The organism is Pseudomonas sp. Pseusp15, assembly GCF_059492165.1.
In genome coordinates this window covers 3,790,099-3,805,603 of sequence record NZ_CP168523.1, presented here as the reverse complement: position 1 = coordinate 3,805,603, position 15,505 = coordinate 3,790,099, and the positions used below count along the sequence as shown (strand labels likewise).

General features: G+C 59.0%; 13 protein-coding genes. 8 read left to right on the top strand and 5 right to left on the bottom strand.

Going from position 1 to position 15,505, the window contains the following annotated elements:
• Position 1: 1 nt before the first annotated feature.
• Positions 2-4,150 carry a CheR family methyltransferase gene (locus ACEN8R_RS17320; RefSeq protein ID WP_018926330.1) on the bottom strand — a complete coding sequence of 1,383 codons (4,149 nt, stop codon included), beginning with the start codon at positions 4,148-4,150 and terminating at the stop codon, positions 2-4.
• 370 nt (positions 4,151-4,520) lie between these two features.
• Here ACEN8R_RS17320 and ACEN8R_RS17315 point away from each other — a divergent pair, with 370 nt between their 5' ends.
• From ACEN8R_RS17315 to ACEN8R_RS17300, 4 genes are all read left to right on the top strand, one after another.
• Complete coding sequence (locus tag ACEN8R_RS17315; protein ID WP_495624218.1) at positions 4,521-6,125, top strand: response regulator; 1,605 nt, start codon at positions 4,521-4,523, stop codon at positions 6,123-6,125.
• Positions 6,122-6,814, top strand: coding sequence for a sensor histidine kinase (locus ACEN8R_RS17310; protein WP_495624217.1), 693 nt, complete (start codon positions 6,122-6,124; stop codon positions 6,812-6,814). The genes ACEN8R_RS17315 and ACEN8R_RS17310 overlap by 4 nt, the downstream gene beginning before the upstream one ends.
• Positions 6,815-7,035: 221 nt before the next feature.
• Positions 7,036-8,277, top strand: a complete 1,242-nt coding sequence (locus ACEN8R_RS17305; RefSeq protein ID WP_178119836.1) for a glutamine synthetase family protein — start codon at positions 7,036-7,038, stop codon at positions 8,275-8,277.
• A 70-nt stretch (positions 8,278-8,347) separates the two neighbouring features.
• On the top strand, positions 8,348-9,730 hold the full coding sequence (locus ACEN8R_RS17300) for an MFS transporter (RefSeq protein ID WP_018926326.1): 1,383 nt from the start codon (positions 8,348-8,350) through the stop codon (positions 9,728-9,730).
• Between the two features lie 63 nt (positions 9,731-9,793).
• On the opposite strand, the gene ACEN8R_RS17295 is transcribed toward ACEN8R_RS17300, so the two are convergent.
• The 4 genes from ACEN8R_RS17295 to flgA all read right to left on the bottom strand — a co-directional run bounded on the left by ACEN8R_RS17295 (position 9,794) and on the right by flgA (position 12,400).
• Complete coding sequence (locus ACEN8R_RS17295) at positions 9,794-10,540, bottom strand: flagellar brake protein (protein WP_230174709.1); 747 nt, start codon at positions 10,538-10,540, stop codon at positions 9,794-9,796.
• A gap of 88 nt (positions 10,541-10,628) precedes the next feature.
• Complete coding sequence (locus ACEN8R_RS17290; protein ID WP_018926324.1) at positions 10,629-11,096, bottom strand: flagella synthesis protein FlgN; 468 nt, start codon at positions 11,094-11,096, stop codon at positions 10,629-10,631.
• A 48-nt stretch (positions 11,097-11,144) separates the two neighbouring features.
• Positions 11,145-11,471 carry a flagellar biosynthesis anti-sigma factor FlgM gene (gene flgM, locus ACEN8R_RS17285; RefSeq protein ID WP_018926323.1) on the bottom strand — a complete coding sequence of 109 codons (327 nt, stop codon included), beginning with the start codon at positions 11,469-11,471 and terminating at the stop codon, positions 11,145-11,147.
• A gap of 167 nt (positions 11,472-11,638) precedes the next feature.
• The gene (gene flgA, locus ACEN8R_RS17280) at positions 11,639-12,400 is read right to left on the bottom strand and encodes a flagellar basal body P-ring formation chaperone FlgA (RefSeq protein ID WP_026286438.1); all 762 of its coding nucleotides are present in this window, start codon (positions 12,398-12,400) and stop codon (positions 11,639-11,641) included.
• 81 nt (positions 12,401-12,481) lie between these two features.
• Between flgA and ACEN8R_RS17275 the strand changes: the two genes are divergently transcribed.
• From ACEN8R_RS17275 to flgC, 4 genes are all read left to right on the top strand, one after another.
• Positions 12,482-13,414: a chemotaxis protein CheV gene (locus ACEN8R_RS17275; RefSeq protein WP_007937503.1), complete on the top strand. Its 933-nt coding sequence runs from the start codon at positions 12,482-12,484 to the stop codon at positions 13,412-13,414.
• A gap of 46 nt (positions 13,415-13,460) precedes the next feature.
• Positions 13,461-14,288, top strand: coding sequence for a protein-glutamate O-methyltransferase CheR (gene cheR, locus ACEN8R_RS17270; protein WP_495624216.1), 828 nt, complete (start codon positions 13,461-13,463; stop codon positions 14,286-14,288).
• A gap of 362 nt (positions 14,289-14,650) precedes the next feature.
• Complete coding sequence (gene flgB / locus ACEN8R_RS17265) at positions 14,651-15,058, top strand: flagellar basal body rod protein FlgB (RefSeq protein WP_007937506.1); 408 nt, start codon at positions 14,651-14,653, stop codon at positions 15,056-15,058.
• A gap of 3 nt (positions 15,059-15,061) precedes the next feature.
• Positions 15,062-15,505 (top strand): flagellar basal body rod protein FlgC, encoded by a 444-nt coding sequence (flgC, locus tag ACEN8R_RS17260; protein WP_007937507.1) that lies wholly within the window; start codon positions 15,062-15,064, stop codon positions 15,503-15,505.

Here is a 15,505-nt window from a genome sequence, read left to right as displayed (position 1 = left end):
GCTATTCAGAACCTGATACCCGGGGCTGTCGCAGGGTCTCGATGGTCGCGATCAGGTCATCGTAGGACACCGGTTTTCCAATGTACTGGTCAAAGCCCGATTGACGAGCCTTTTTAATATCGCTGATAGCGCCATAGCCAGTCAGGGCAATGGCCGGCACATCCTTGACATGCGGCAACTGACGTAATGCTTGCATCAGTTCATGGCCGTTCATGACCGGCATGCCCAAGTCCGAAATGATCAGGTCGAAGTGGCTGTTTGCAGCCGCGTCCAGAGCGTCCTTCGGATGATCGAAGGCAACGACTTCGGCGTCCTCCATTTCCAGCAGCATCTTCAGGGTTTCCAGTACCTCGGCGGAGTCGTCGACCAGCAGAATCGTCAGGCCGCTCAGTTTTCCTGATACCTCATCGGTTGGCGTTGTGGTTTGGGTTTTGCCTTCACTACTGGCCAGGGGCAAATAGACAGTGAAGGTACAGCCTTCCCCAACGCCCGGCGAACTCACTTCAACCGTGCCATGTTGCGCCTCGGTCAATTGGCGCACCAGTGACAAACCGATGCCCAGCCCTTCGCGCTGGTGGTTGGCGTGCTGTGTTTCAGCCTGGCCAAACAGGTCGAATACGTGTTCGAGGTTCTCTGCCGCGATGCCGGTGCCATTGTCCTTGACGTCCAGCCGCGCCATGTTCTCGGCCAGGCTGGCGATCAATTGCACGCGGCCGTCGGGCGGGGTGAATTTCAGTGCGTTATTCACCAGGTTCCAGATGATCTGCTCCAGGCGCGTCGGATCGGCGCGCACCATCAACGGCTCCGAAGGCACATGCAGCTCGACGGTGGTGCTGTGCTGGTCGTTGAGGACGACGGTGTAAATATCGCGCAGCACACTGGCCAGATCCACGGCGATCGGTTTGAGCTTGAGCTTGCCGGTGCGCACGCGGGCGACATCCAGCAGGTCGTCGATGATCCGCGCCTGGCTGCTGACGGCATCGCAAATGGTGTTGACGGCTTTGGCGGCCGGCGCCACCGACTTGGTCACCGGCAAGCGCCGTAACAGTTCGGCGTTGAGCTGGATCAGGTTCAGAGGATGCTTGAGTTCGTGGGACATGACCGCGAAGAACTCATCCTTGAGGTAATTGGTGTTCAGCGTCTCGGCCAGTTGTTGGCTTTGTTCCTCATGCTGGCGTTTGTGACCGGTCAGGTCCCGGGCGATTTTCACGTAGCCGCGAAGGTTGTCACCGCTGAGCAAGGTCACTTCGCCGCTGCAATAGAAGCGGCTGCCGTCCTTGCGCAGGTGCCAGCGTTCATCTTCGGAACGGCCATGGGTGCGAGCCCCCAGCAGTTCGGATTCAGGCACGCCGGAGGCGCGGTCTTCGGCGGAAAAAATGAAGTCGTAGTAAGCGCCTTCGGCCTCGGCCTTGCTGTAGCCGAAGATCAGTTCGGCGCCTTTGTTCCAGGTGGTGATCACGCCTTGTTCATCAAGGGTGATGATCGCGTAGTCGCGGGTGCTTTCGGCCACCAGGCGCATGCGTTCTTCACCCAGGCGCAGTTCTTCTTCGGCCTCGCGGCGTTTGGTGATGTCAATGAACGTTAGCACGGTGCCGTCGATACGGTCTTCGCTGGAGCGATAGGGCAGCAGGCGGGCGATGTACCAGTGCTTGTCGGTGCTGCTGACTTCACGTTCGATCATGTTCAATGATTCGAACACCGATGCCGCGTCACTCGCCAGGTCGTCGTAGTGCAGGCGATGGGTGATGTCGAGCAGGGAGCGGCCGGTATCCACCGGCAACATGCTGAAAATATCGGTGGCACGCGGAGTGAACCACTTGATCCGCATGCTGCGGTCGACAAACACCGTGGCAATGTCGGTGGAGGCGATCAGGTTGGTCAGGTAGTCGTTGATCTTGTCGGTTTCTTCGACTTTGGTTTTCAGCTCGTAGTTGACCGTCAGCAGCTCTTCGTTGATCGATTGCAGCTCTTCCTTGCTGGTCTCCAGCTCTTCGGTGGCCGAGCGCAGTTCTTCGTTGATCGCCTGCATTTCTTCGTTGGAAGCTTTCAGTTCTTCACTGGAAATTTCCGATTGTTCAATGGTGTCCTGCAAGTGCAGTTTGGTGCGTTGCAGTTCACGCTCAAGATTGGACAGCACCTGGCTTTCGGTTTGCGGCAGGGGCGTGGCCGTCGCTTGCGAAGGATCGACTTCGACTTCCTCGAAAATCACCAGGATGAACTCGCCGTCCGCCTCTTCATCCTTGTAAGGCTGCGCCTCCAGGCTGACCTTGTAATGCCGCTCTTCGCGCTTGACCGGCACCTCGCGTGATTTCACGGCCAGGCCGCTCTGCTGGACCTGGAACAGCGTGGTGCGGATTTCCAGGCGCAGTTCCGGAAGGATCAGCGTCAGCAGGTTGCGTGACAGCTCACCGCCCACATGCCGCAGGAAACGCCCGGCACTTTCGCTCATGTGCAGGATGTCGGCGTTGGCATCGACGATCATGCTCGGCGGGGCCGCGCGTTCGAAGGCGCGCTGGTGGATGTCGGCAAACGACAGTTTGCGCTGCACGGCGTGTTGCGGTGCCTGATGGGAAATATTGGAGCGTACGTAACCACCGCGCGGCACGGTCGGCGTGCGTCGGCTGTTGGCAGTGCCGGTCTTGGCGCGGAAGATCCGGTTGCGTTTGTCCACCGGCGTGAACAGCTCATGGCAAGCGTCTGCGCTTTCGGAGGAACCGAGGAACAGAAAACCGCCGGGGCGCAAGGCGAAGTGGAACATCTGCAGGATTTCGCGCTGTACTTCGCGATCCAGATAGATCAACAGGTTCCGGCACACGATCAGGTCGATTTGCGAGAAGGGTGGATCGGACAGCAGGCTGTGTTTGGCGAACAGCACCTTCTCGCGGATTTCCTTGCGAATCCGATAGTGCTCATCTTCCTTGATGAAGTAATGCCGCAGCCGCGTCGGCGGCACATCCGTCACGATGGCTTGCGGGTACAGGCCGGCCCGGCCGAAGCTGATGGCGCGCTCGTCGATGTCGGTGGCGAAAACTTGCAGTGAGGCCTTGCTGGCTTCCTGTTGCAGCTGATCATTGACCAGCATCGCCAGGCTATAGGCTTCTTCGCCGGTGGAACAGCCAGCCGACCAGACCCGGATTTCTTCCTTTTCAGGCTGCGCCGAAACCGCGGCGCTGACCAGTTGCGGAATGACATCCCGCTCCAGCGCTTCGAAGGCTTCGCGATCACGGAAAAAGTTGGTCACGCCGATCAGCATGTCCCCCAGCAGCGCCTTGGTTTCTTCGGGATTGCTTAGCAGGTAGCGGTAATAAGCTCCCAAGTCGGGCTGGGCCGTGACCTGCATCCGGCGTTCGATCCGCCGCAATACCGTTGCGCGTTTATAGTGCTTGAAGTCATGACCGGTGCCGGTACGCAACTGGATCAGGATGTCGTGCAGCATTTGTTCGGCGAGCACGGCATCACGTTCGGCTACAGAGGCGAAGGATTGCAGTTCCGGATCATTGGCGGCGGGCAAGCTGATTTCCCGGGAGTTGTGCCACAGGTCCAGCAGCTTTTGCGGCATGTCTGCTACGGGCAATACCAGATCGACCATGCCGGTTTCGATGGCCGCCCGAGGCATACCGTCGAACTCGGCGTCTTCCGGTACCTGGGCCAGGGTAATGCCGCCCTGTTCCTTGATACGCGACAGGCCGACTGCGCCGTCGGAACCGCTGCCCGAGAGCACCAGGCAGAAGGCGCGCTCGCGGTGTACTTGCGCCAGGTCGCGGAAGAACAGATCGATCGAGGCATGGCGTCCCAGTTGTGGGTCGTTTTCAATTACCTCAAGGTTATTTCCATTCATCACCAGTCGCCGCGCCGGCGGGATGACATAGACCCGGTTTTTCTCGATCGGTACGGTTTCGGTGACCTGCAGAACCGGCATCCGGGTCGATTCCTGGATGATCTTGTCTGCGACGCTTTGGTGGTCGGGCGACAGGTGAAGAATGATCACAAACGCCATGCCGTTGTCGTTAGGCATGTTCTCGAAAAACAATTTGATGGCTTGCAGCCCGCCAGCCGACGCACCGATGCCCACCACTGGAAAATCCAGGGTACTGAGGGTCAGGGCCTTTCGCTCGGGAGCCGTGGCCGAGTGCTTGGGGGTGGTGGTCATTTCCTGGCCTTTGCCGGCGATTTAGAGCGTATTGGGTTCAAGCGGATAATAATTAGCGTGCTTCAATAAATCAGGATAATCCCGTTTTTCAATAACGCCTTCAAATATTTAGCGCAGCCGTATGATCTTTTGGCAGTAAAAGGAACGATTGCACTCCCGCTGCTTCAAGGGAACGCGACTACTGGCCGATAACGCGACAAGCCGTTGTGATTTCATCGCTGGCGGCCGGTAAAGCTCATCACGCGATTGTGCGAAATTGCTTGATAGCCAATGGCCTCTCGCTATCATCTGCGCGCCTGAAAGGCCGCGAAGCTGAACTCGCAGCCATTGCCTTTAGGTTGTTCTTCCTTAAATTGCCTGGAAATCTTCGATGCTGTCGTATCACCAAAAAAGCTTTTTGATCGTCGATGATTTCTCGGATTTCCGCAGTTCCGTCAGGTCCATGCTGCGGGAGCTGGGCGTCAAGGACGTCGACACCGCTGATACCGGTGAGCAGGCGCTGCGCATGTGCTCGCAGAAGTCCTACGACTTCATCCTGCAGGATTTCCACCTGGGCGATGGCAAGAAAAACGGTCAGCAGGTGCTCGAAGACCTGATGATCGAGAAGCTGATCAGCCACGAAAGTGTGTTTGTCATGGTCACCGCCGAAACCAGCCAGGCCATGGTGCTCAGCGCACTGGAGCATGAGCCCGACGCTTACCTGACCAAACCGTTCAACCGCTCCGGCCTGGCCCAGCGCCTGGAGCGACTGGAACAGCGCAAGACCTTGCTCAAGCCGATCCTGCAAGCGCTTGACCGGGGCAAACCGGTTGAAGTGCTCAATGCCTGCATCGCCCTGTGCAAACAAGACATTCGTTATTCGCCGCTGTGCCTGCGCTACCGCGCCGATGCATTGCGCGACTTGAACCAGAACGAAGCGCTGGAGCGTCTTTACGACAGCATCATTGCGGATCGGCCTTTGCCCTGGGCGTTTGCCGGATTGGGCCAATTGCTGTTCAAGCGCGGGCAGGTCAGCCAGGCCAAGGGCATTTACGAAAAAGCCTTGAAAGTCTTCCCGATGATGCCGGCCCTCTACGATGGCATGGCCGATGTGCTGGTCGCCGAAGGTGACACCAAAGCGGCGCAGAAAGTGTTGGAGGAAGCAATTCGCCTGTCGCCGCTGGCGGTGCGCCGGCAAGCGTTGCTGGGCAAGTTGGCAATGGCCAACGAAGATTTCGACACTGCCTCCAAAGCCTATCGCCAGGCCGTGAACCAAGGGGCGCAGTCACGTTTCAAGGATGCGGAAAGCAACCTCGGCCTGGCCCATGCCTTGATCAGCAAAGGTGCGGAAAAGGGCCTGGACACGCGGACCCGCCTGGAAATCAACACGACGCTGAGTGCAGTGGCGAAGGAGAACCCGTCAGACCCGGGCCTGCAGATTCGCGCGCGTCTGATGAAGGCCACCAGCCTGCTGCTCAACGATGCCGAAACCGCCGAGAAGCTCACCGAGCAAGCGATGACGCGCCTCGATGGCATGGAACAGTTCATGAGCGCCGAAGCGGCGCTGCTGGTGGCCAAGCAGTTGCAAATGCTGGGGCAGGCGAGTGCCGGTGCTTCGATGTTGAAAAACTGTGCGGAAATCTACGGCGACGATCCGACCGTGATGAAGGGCATCGCCAAGCTGACCGACGACCCGACCATCCTCAACTCGGGCAACGCCGCCGCCGACCTCAACCGTCAGGGCGTGCGGGTGTACAAGACCGGCAACCTGGTGGAAGCCCGGGAGGTGTTCCGCAAAGCCCTGGCGCTGCAACCGAAGAACATCAGTATTGCCCTGAACATGGCGCAGTCGCTGCTGCACGGCACCGACACCAGTGTGCCGTCGGCCGAACTGGAAGAGTGCCGGGCCTGCCTGAAAACAGTCGGCCTGATGCCCGATACCGACGCGCGTTATCCGCGCTACCAGAAACTGAAAATCAAGGCGTTCGGCGAATGATCGACAGCGAACCGTCACTCGACTTCTCCACGGTGATTGCCTCCACCGTGCACGACATGAAGAACTCCCTGGCGATGCTGATGCAGGCCCACAGTCAATGGCTGGCGCGCTTGCCTGATCCCGAGCGGCAGACCCCGGAGCAGGGTGTGATCGACTTCGAGTTCGCCCATCTCAATGGCATGCTGGTGCAGTTGTTGGGACTGTACAAACTCGGCGTCAACCAGATGCCGTTGCAGCCGGCTTACCATGAACTGGATGACTTCATCGAGGCGCAACTGGCGGCTCACCAGGAAGTGTTCGCCAGCCGCGGCATTATCGCGACCTATGAAGTGGACCCGTTAAGCCCGCTGGGTTTTTTCGACCGTGAACTGATTGCCTCGGTGCTCGCCAATTGCATCAACAACGCCATCCGTTACGCTCGCCACGCCTTGTTGATCAGCGTCAGCGATGAAGCCGGGCAACTGGTGCTGACCATCAATGACGATGGCGAGGGTTATCCGGCCGAGATGATCGAGCGTCAGGCCGATTACGTGCAGGGCATCAACCACAGCAGCGGCAGTACCGGCCTGGGCTTGTACTTTGCCGGGCGGATTGCCGCCTTGCATCAGCGTGATGGTGTGGGCGGACGTACCGAAATCAGTAATGGCGGGCCATTGGGTGGCGGCGTGTTCAGCCTCTATCTCCCCTGAACGACACGTTCCTCACAGGATTGCGCCTTTTTGTTTGACGCTGCTTGATATTCCGAACAGCCGGAGCCTATTTTGTACGGGTCGCCGTTCGCGGCTCGTACAACAACAAGGATTGCGTCATGACAACCGATGGCCATCGCTCACTCGCGCAGCGATTGACGGGCATTGATGAGATTGAATGTGTCACGCCGGACCTGAACGGCGTGCCACGCGGCAAAGTAATGACCGCTGAAGGATTTCTTGAGGGGCGGCGTTTGCAGATGGCGCGGGGAGTGCTGCTGCAATGCATCATGGGCGGCTATCCGCCCGCGCACTTTTACGGCAGCGATGATGGTGACCTGGCGCTGGTGCCTGATCCGGCGCAGATTCACCGCTTGCCTTGGAGTTCGCACCCTCGGGCACTGGCCATATGCGATGCGCAGGAACTGACTGGCGAGAGCTCGCACCTGTCGACTCGCGGCCAACTCAAGGCGGTGATCGCTCGCTACGCCGCCCTCGGTTTGGCGCCAGTCGTGGCGACCGAGCTGGAATTCTTTGTGTTCGCGCCCAACCCTGACCCGACGCAACCCTTCCAGCCGCCAGTGGGCCTGGACGGTCGTCGCGAGGACGGTCATTCGGCATTCAGCATCAGCTCCAATAACGGCTTGCGGCCGTTCTTCACTGAAGTCTACGCAGGCATGGCGGCGCTGGGCTTGCCACGCGATACCTTCATGCACGAGATGGGCGTCAGCCAGTTCGAGATCAACCTGCTGCATGGCGATCCGCTGCTGCTGGCCGACCAGACCTTGCTGTTCAAGCATCTGCTCAAGGAAGTCGCGCTCAAGCATGGCCTGACCGTGGTCTGCATGGCCAAGCCGTTGGCTCACACGCCGGGCAGTTCGATGCATATTCACCAGAGCGTCGTCGAGATCGGCACCGGGCGTAACGTGTTCAGCGACGAGGCTGGCGAGCCGACCGCGACCTTCCGTCATTTCATCGGTGGTCAGCAAGCTGGCCTTGCGGATTTCACCGCGCTGTTTGCGCCGAACGTGAACTCTTATCAGCGCCTGTGCCATCCTTTTGCATCGCCCAATAATGCCTGCTGGTCCCACGACAACCGCGCGGCCGGCCTGCGCATTCCGGCCAGTTCACCGGTCGCTCGTCGGGTCGAAAACCGCCTGCCGGGGGCTGACGCCAACCCGTATCTGGCGATCGCCGCGAGCCTGGCGTCGGGGCTGTATGGCATCGAAAACAAACTGGAACCGAGCGAAGCGGCACGGGGCGAATTCGTGGTGCCGGATAATCTTGCGTTGCCGTGTACCTTGCATGCCGCTCTTGAACGTCTGAAACGTAGCCAATTGGCGAAGGAACTGTTCGGCAAGGAGTTCATCGAAGGCTACATCGCTTCGAAGACCCTGGAGTTGACCAGCTTCCTCGATGAAATTACTCCCTGGGAACGGCGTGTTCTAGCAGCCCAGGCCTGACGACCTGTCGCCATCGGGCTATCGTTGTCGATAGCCCGATACTCACTGCAAGGAGCCGCTCGGAACGCCAATGCGCCAAATCCTGAAATCCTTTCGAGGACTTTATTTCGCCTCGCTGATGATGTTGATCGGCTCGGGCCTGTTGAGTACTTACCTTGCCCTGCGCCTGGCGGCCGATAAGGTCGACAGCCTGTGGGTCGGCGCGTTGATGGCGGCCAACTATTTCGGCCTGGTGCTGGGCGGCAAGATCGGCCATCGGCTGATTGCCCGGGTCGGGCATATTCGAGCTTATTCAGCCTGCGCCGGGATCGTCGGTGCGGCGGTGCTGGGCCATGGCCTGGTGGACTGGCTGCCCGCGTGGCTGTTCCTGCGGGTGATCGTTGGCCTGGGCATGATGTGCCAGTACATGGTGATCGAAAGCTGGCTCAACGAGCAGGCAGAAGCCAAGCAGCGTGGCGTGGTGTTCAGCGGCTACATGATCGCCTCGTACCTGGGGCTGGTGTTGGGGCAGCTGATTCTGGTCATGCACCCGGGCCTGGGCCTGGAACTGCTGATGCTGGTCGCACTGTGTTTTGCCCTGTGTCTGGTGCCGGTGGCCCTGACCCGGCGGATTCACCCGGCACCTTTGCACCCGGCGCCGATGGAACCGCGCTTTTTCATCCAGCGTGTGCCGCAGTCGCTGAGCACGGTGTTGGGGGCGGGATTGATCGTCGGCTCGTTCTACGGCCTGGCGCCGCTGTATGCCTCCCAGCAAGGATTGTCCACCGAGCAGGTCGGTCTGTTCATGGGCAGCTGCATTTTTGCAGGCCTGGTGGTGCAGTGGCCGTTGGGATGGCTATCGGATCGTTATGACCGGGCGGTATTGATCCGAAGTTTTGCGTTTAGCCTGGCACTGGCCGCGTTGCCGCTGGCGATCATGCCGCAGGTGCAACTGGAGGTGCTGTTCATCGCCGGGTTCCTCTGTTCGTTGGTGCAATTCTGTCTGTACCCGCTGGCGGTGGCGTTCTCCAACGACCACGTCGAGGGTGATCGCCGGGTGTCGCTGACGGCGATGCTGCTGGTGACTTACGGTGTCGGCGCGAGTGTCGGACCGTTGGTGGCAGGGGTATTGATGAAGTTGTTCGGCAGCCAGATGCTTTATGCCTTTTTCAGTTTTTTTGCATTGGTGCTGGTGTGGCGAATCCGCCCGAAAGCAGTCACCAATCTGCATCAGGTGGACGATGCTCCACTGCATCACGTGGCCATGCCGGACAGCATGACGAGTTCGCCACTGGTGGCTTGCCTTGACCCGCGTGTTGATGAGCAGGTGGTGCAGGATCAGATGCAGAATCCGGTCAACCCGGAGGCTGATGTCAATCCGGATGCCGGGCCCGAACCAGAACCTGAACCAGTTTCGGATTCAGAAGACCCGGACGCAGGTCGCGAGCAAAGTTTTACCGAAGCGCGGCCGTGATCAAGGCATAAAAAAACGGGCAGTCACCGTAAGGGACTGCCCGTTTTTTATTGGCGGGGCGTATCAGAAATCGTCTTTATCGAAGCGCCGCGCTTCACGTTGCAGCTGATAGACGAACCGCTCGACCTGCCGTTGCACCAGGCCGCTCATGTTGTGAAAACGCACGCCGGCGAAGGTGGTGTTGATCTTTTCTTCAAAGTGCAGGTAACGCAGCTCCACCGGTGCCGTCATGCTGCCGAAGGGCAGGGCGGCGATGAAGCGGTCGTAGACCTGGCCCAATTGCAGCTTGGCGGTAATGTCGCCTTCGAAGCGCAACTTGCAGCCGGTGGCGGAGATGTCCAGCAGTTTGCCGCCGAGGGGCGACTTGAGTTTCTCACCGCCCAGCTCGACATTGACCAGTTGTGCCAGCTTCAACGCAGCGCGGAAAGCATTGCGGCGCTGGTGGTAAACCACCTCATCGGGCAGCGCGCCCCGGTAGCAGCGGCCATCACCGGACTCGTCGATGGTCAGCGGGCCATTGCTTTCCCAGGCGATGCGCACGCCGTCGTGGAAGCCTTCGACCTTGAACGGTTCGCCGGCCAGCAGAAAGCGTTCGCCGTCGCGCGGGATCATTTCGTCCAGGGCGATCATCTTGCTGTCACGGTCGACGTCCACCAGATAACTCTGGAAGCGCTGGCTGCGCTCGTGGAACGTGATGATCAGCGGGTCATGGCTGTCTTGCAGCTGACGCAGGTTGCCGGAGATTTCCAGGGGCGTGGTGAGCACCTTGGGTGGCTGCGGAGCATCTTCCGCGCTTAAGGCATTGGACACGAGGTATCAATCTCCAGACAAATATGACTACTGGCCGGCATTCTGCCAGCATGTTTCGCGTCTTGATAGGGCGTGCTCATTGAAAGGCTTAAGCCTGACTGAGCGGGCGTGGCTTGGCGAGCTTGGAGGTTGATCCGCGGGCATCGTAGAGCGCTGGCGGCTCGCCGCCGGTGAGGATTTTCAGCTGGTTGGCCGTGGCGGCCTGCTGCACCAGAATCGACTGGCCATTGTTGGCATTGGCGGCCTGGCACTGGGCCAGGAGGTCGGTGAGCACGTCGCTCTGTCCCAGCAACCGTTCGCCAATGCTCGACTGGCTGGCGAGTTGCTCCAGGCCCTGGCGGTTGGTTGGCAGGTTGAGGCTGGCGAGGATTTCACTGCGCTTGCGGCCATGCTGTTCGAGCAGAATGATCAATGCCTGTTTATGCGCCAGAATTTCTTCGAGCAGTGGCATGTCGCGACCGTGCAAGGCGAGGGACTCGGTTTGCAGTAGCTCCAGCAGTTGTTGCGCCGGGGCAAAGTCGTCGATGATCAGTTGCAGTAAATGAGTGTCGTGCATGGCTGGCCTTGGGTTTTAAGCGTCCAAAAGCCTGGCGCGGGCCGTGGCCTAGCGCTGGGCTTCGAAGTTGAGCAGTTTGCTGGCTACACGGTTGCTGTCGACTTTATAGCTGCCATCGGCAATCGCTGCTTTCAACTCGGCCACGCGGGCGTTGTCGACGGCAGGCTGATCGCGCAGCTTGTCAGTGACCTTCTGCAACTGTTGAGCCTCATTGCTGAGGTGTACCGATTCCCCGCTTTTGGTGGTACTGGCCTGTTCGGCCGGGGTATTCAGCGGCGTGGATTGGCCGGCTTCGGCGGTTTCCTTGGCGGTGCTGGTACGCGTACTGCCCGTAAGTGACGAGGAGCTGTTTAAACGACTGAAATCGATGACCATGACAATAAACCTCTGGATATTTGGACGCTTGCCATGTTTTCGGCGATTCCCCGAAAAACTTTAGGCCCATTTATCAATGAGCTTGCATGCGCCAGCGCATGCCCTGCATGCGGCACAGTTTAGGCAACCGCCAGGCGGTGCGCCATCACTTCACAAACACAGAGCCCTTACATGGCCACTTCCACCTGGCCGGGCGCGGTGACTTGCGCCTTGATGACCCGCTGGGAGTTAAGGTTCTTCACGCGAATCTGTTCGCTCAGGCCGCCGTTGGATAGCGCTTCACCCGGCATGCGCACACTGAGCGTACCACTGCGGGCGGTAATCACCACTTGGTCGCCCTTGCGAACCACTTCCGCCTGTTCGAGATGCACCAGCGTAATGATCTGATCGGCGACCATTGGTCGGGTAAGTTTTTGCCCGATCGCCTGATCGACGGAAGTCAGAAACCCCTGATTTATCAGGCTGATATCACGCTCGCGCAGGGTTACGTCCTGAGGTTCGATAATCCCTGTGCGCTTGAGCGGACGAGTGGTCGTCACAATGTCGCGAAACAGCTTCACTTGAGCGGGCACGAAGACCGTCCAGGGCGAGGCGCCCTCGCAGCGAACCTTGACCGTGACCCGTCCCAGAGGCCTTGCCGGGCTCTCGAGGGTGGCTGTCAATTCCTTGTCGCACATAGGCATGCGCAGGCGCGGATCGAGCTGGTTGACCTGGATTTCGTAGCGACCTTGCGTTTGACTGGTGGCCAGATAGTCCTCTACGGTGAATTCAAGAAAGCCCTGGGTGACGCCGATAAGCATGTCAGGCAAGGTAACCGTATCAGCAAGGGCAGGGCTGCCAGCGTTGAACAGGCAAGCGGCCGACATCGCGCAGAGCAATCTGCGGCAGGTTGATGTCAGGTGTCGGAAAAATGTCGGTTCTGTGTTCATAAGAGTTAAAAAGCAAGCGCCGTGCCGTTTCGTGATGAATGTGCGTCGCAACACACTTAGCGTTGGTGTAGGAGTCTGGGCATGGCTGGTGTAATGGATTCGGTGAACCAGCGCACGCAACTGGTAGGGCAGAATCGCCTTGAGCTGTTGTTGTTCCGTCTCGACGGCCAGCAGCTGTATGGGATCAACGTGTTCAAGGTTCGCGAGGTGCTGCAATGCCCCAAGCTAACCCTGATGCCCAAGTCCAGTCCTGTCGTGTGCGGTGTGGCGAATATTCGGGGGGCAACCATTCCGATCCTGGATCTGGCGATGGCGACCGGTGCCGGTCGGTTGCTGGACCAGAGCAATCCCTTCGTGATCATCACGGAGTACAACACCAAGACCCAGGGTTTCCTGGTTCGGTCGGTGGAGCGCATCGTCAACATGAACTGGGAGGAGATTCATCCGCCACCCAAGGGCACGGGGCGCGATCACTACCTGACGGCTGTGACTCGGGTCGACAACCAGTTAGTCGAAATCATCGACGTCGAGAAGGTGCTGGCGGAAGTGGCGCCGACGCCGGAAGCGATTTCGGTGGGCGTGGTCGATGTTGAGACCCAGCACAAGGCGCTCTCCTTGCGCGTATTGACGGTCGACGACTCGTCGGTGGCACGCAAGCAGGTGACCCGTTGCCTGCAAACGATCGGTGTCGAAGTGGTGGCGTTGAACGACGGCCGGCAAGCGCTGGATTACCTGCGCAAGCTGGTTGACGAGGGGAAGAAGCCGGAAGAAGAGTTCCTGATGATGATCTCCGACATCGAGATGCCGGAGATGGACGGGTACACCCTGACGGCCGAGATCCGCGCCGATCCGCGCATGCAAAAGCTCCATATCATCCTGCATACTTCGTTGTCGGGAGTGTTCAATCAGGCGATGGTCAAGAAGGTCGGTGCCGATGACTTCCTGGCCAAGTTCCGTCCTGATGACCTGGCATCCCGGGTAGTCGACCGGATCAAAGCAGCAGATAACAGCTAGAGGCCTTCTGCCCCTGGCGGTCAACACGATTTAAGAGGCGGTATCTTTGTCTACGGGTAATTTGGATTTCGAACAGTTCCGGGTATTCCTGGAAAAAGCCTGTGGCATTTTGCTCGGTGAAAACAAGCAATATCTGGTCTCGAGCCGTCTCAACAAACTGATGGAACAGCAGGGCATCAAATCGTTGGGTGAGCTGGTTCAGCGCATCCAGACCCAGCCGCGCAGCGGTTTGCGCGAGATGGTGGTGGATGCCATGACGACCAACGAAACCCTGTGGTTTCGTGACACCTATCCGTTTGAAGTCTTGAAGAACAAGGTATTGCCTGAAGCGATCAAGGCCAGCCCCGGTCAGCGCCTGCGGATCTGGTCGGCGGCGTGTTCGTCGGGTCAGGAACCGTATTCGCTGTCGATGTCCATCGATGAGTTCGAACGGGTCAACATGGGCCAGTTGAAGATGGGCGTGCAGATCGTTGCCACCGACCTGTCCGGCAGCATGCTGACCAACTGCAAGACCGGCGAGTACGACAGCCTGGCCATCGGTCGCGGTCTGTCGCCCGAGCGCCTTCAGCGTTACTTCGACCCCAAGGGGCCGGGGCGCTGGGCCATCAAGGCACCAATCAAGAGTCGGGTGGAGTTTCGCTCGTTCAACTTGCTGGACAGCTACGCAAGCCTGGGCAAGTTTGACATCGTGTTCTGCCGCAACGTGCTGATCTACTTCTCCGCCGAGGTGAAGAAAGACATCCTGTTGCGCATTCACGGCACGCTCAAGCCGGGCGGTTATCTGTTCCTTGGCGCGTCCGAAGCGCTGAACGGTTTGCCGGACCATTACCAGATGGTCCAGTGCAGCCCGGGGATCATTTACCAGGCGAAGTGATTCGTTGACGGCATACAAAAAAACGGGAGTCCTCAGGGGCGCCCGTTTTTTTTGCCTGCTTGTTTCTCATAGGCACCCCAATACCTGTAGGAGCGAGGCTTGCCCGCGAAAGCGTTGGGGCGGTCAATGATGATTGTTGTCTGGCACACCGTTTTCGCGGGCAAGCCTCGCTCCTACAGTTGATCGGTGTTGCCCTGGGAAAGCGGCAGAAAAGCGGCAGGCGGCGGAAATCGGTTGCCGCTTTTCTGGCATTGCCGCCTCGTTACTGCTCGCAAAGCCCCGGTTTACGGGCTTTTTTAAATTGGCACGCCGCTTGCTATGTTCACGTTACGAAAAATCAGGTCACCCGAAGGTTTCCCGACATGAGCATCAGCTTCGATAAAGCGCTCGGTATCCACGAACAAGCCCTGGGCTTCCGCGCTCAGCGTGCTGAAGTCCTGGCCAACAACATCGCCAACGCCGACACCCCGAACTACAAGGCTCGGGATCTGGACTTCTCGAAAGTGCTCGCCGAGCAGAACGAGAAAACCAAAAACGGCAAGTTCGCCTTGAGCATGACCAACAGCCGTCACATCGAAGCTGAAGGCCTGGGCAATGGCGACGAGTCGCTGATGTATCGCACGCCGATGCAACCGTCGATCGACCAGAACACCGTGGACGCCCAACTGGAACAGTCGAACTACGCGGAAAACGCGGTCAACTTCCAGGCCAGCTTCACCCTGCTCAACAGTAAATTCAAAGGGCTGGTGTCAGCCCTGCGCGGAGAGTAATTCATGTCCCTGTCCAGTGTTTTCAACATTGCCGGTAGCGGCATGAGTGCCCAGACCACTCGCTTGAACACCGTCGCCAGTAACATCGCCAACGCCGAGACCGTTTCGTCGAGCATCGACCAGACCTATCGCGCCCGTCACCCGGTGTTCGCCACCATGTTCCAGGGCGGCCAGAGCGGCGGCAGCGATTCGCTGTTCCAGAACCAGGACGCGGCCGGTCAAGGCGTGCAAGTGCTGGGTGTGGTCGAAGACCAGAGCAACCTTGAAGCGCGCTACGAGCCGAATCATCCGGCCGCCGATGCCAAGGGCTACGTCTACTACCCGAACGTCAACGTCGTCGAAGAAATGGCCGACATGATTTCCGCAAGCCGTTCGTTCCAGACCAACGCCGAAATGATGAACACCGCCAAAACCATGATGCAGAAGGTCCTGACCCTCGGTCAGTGA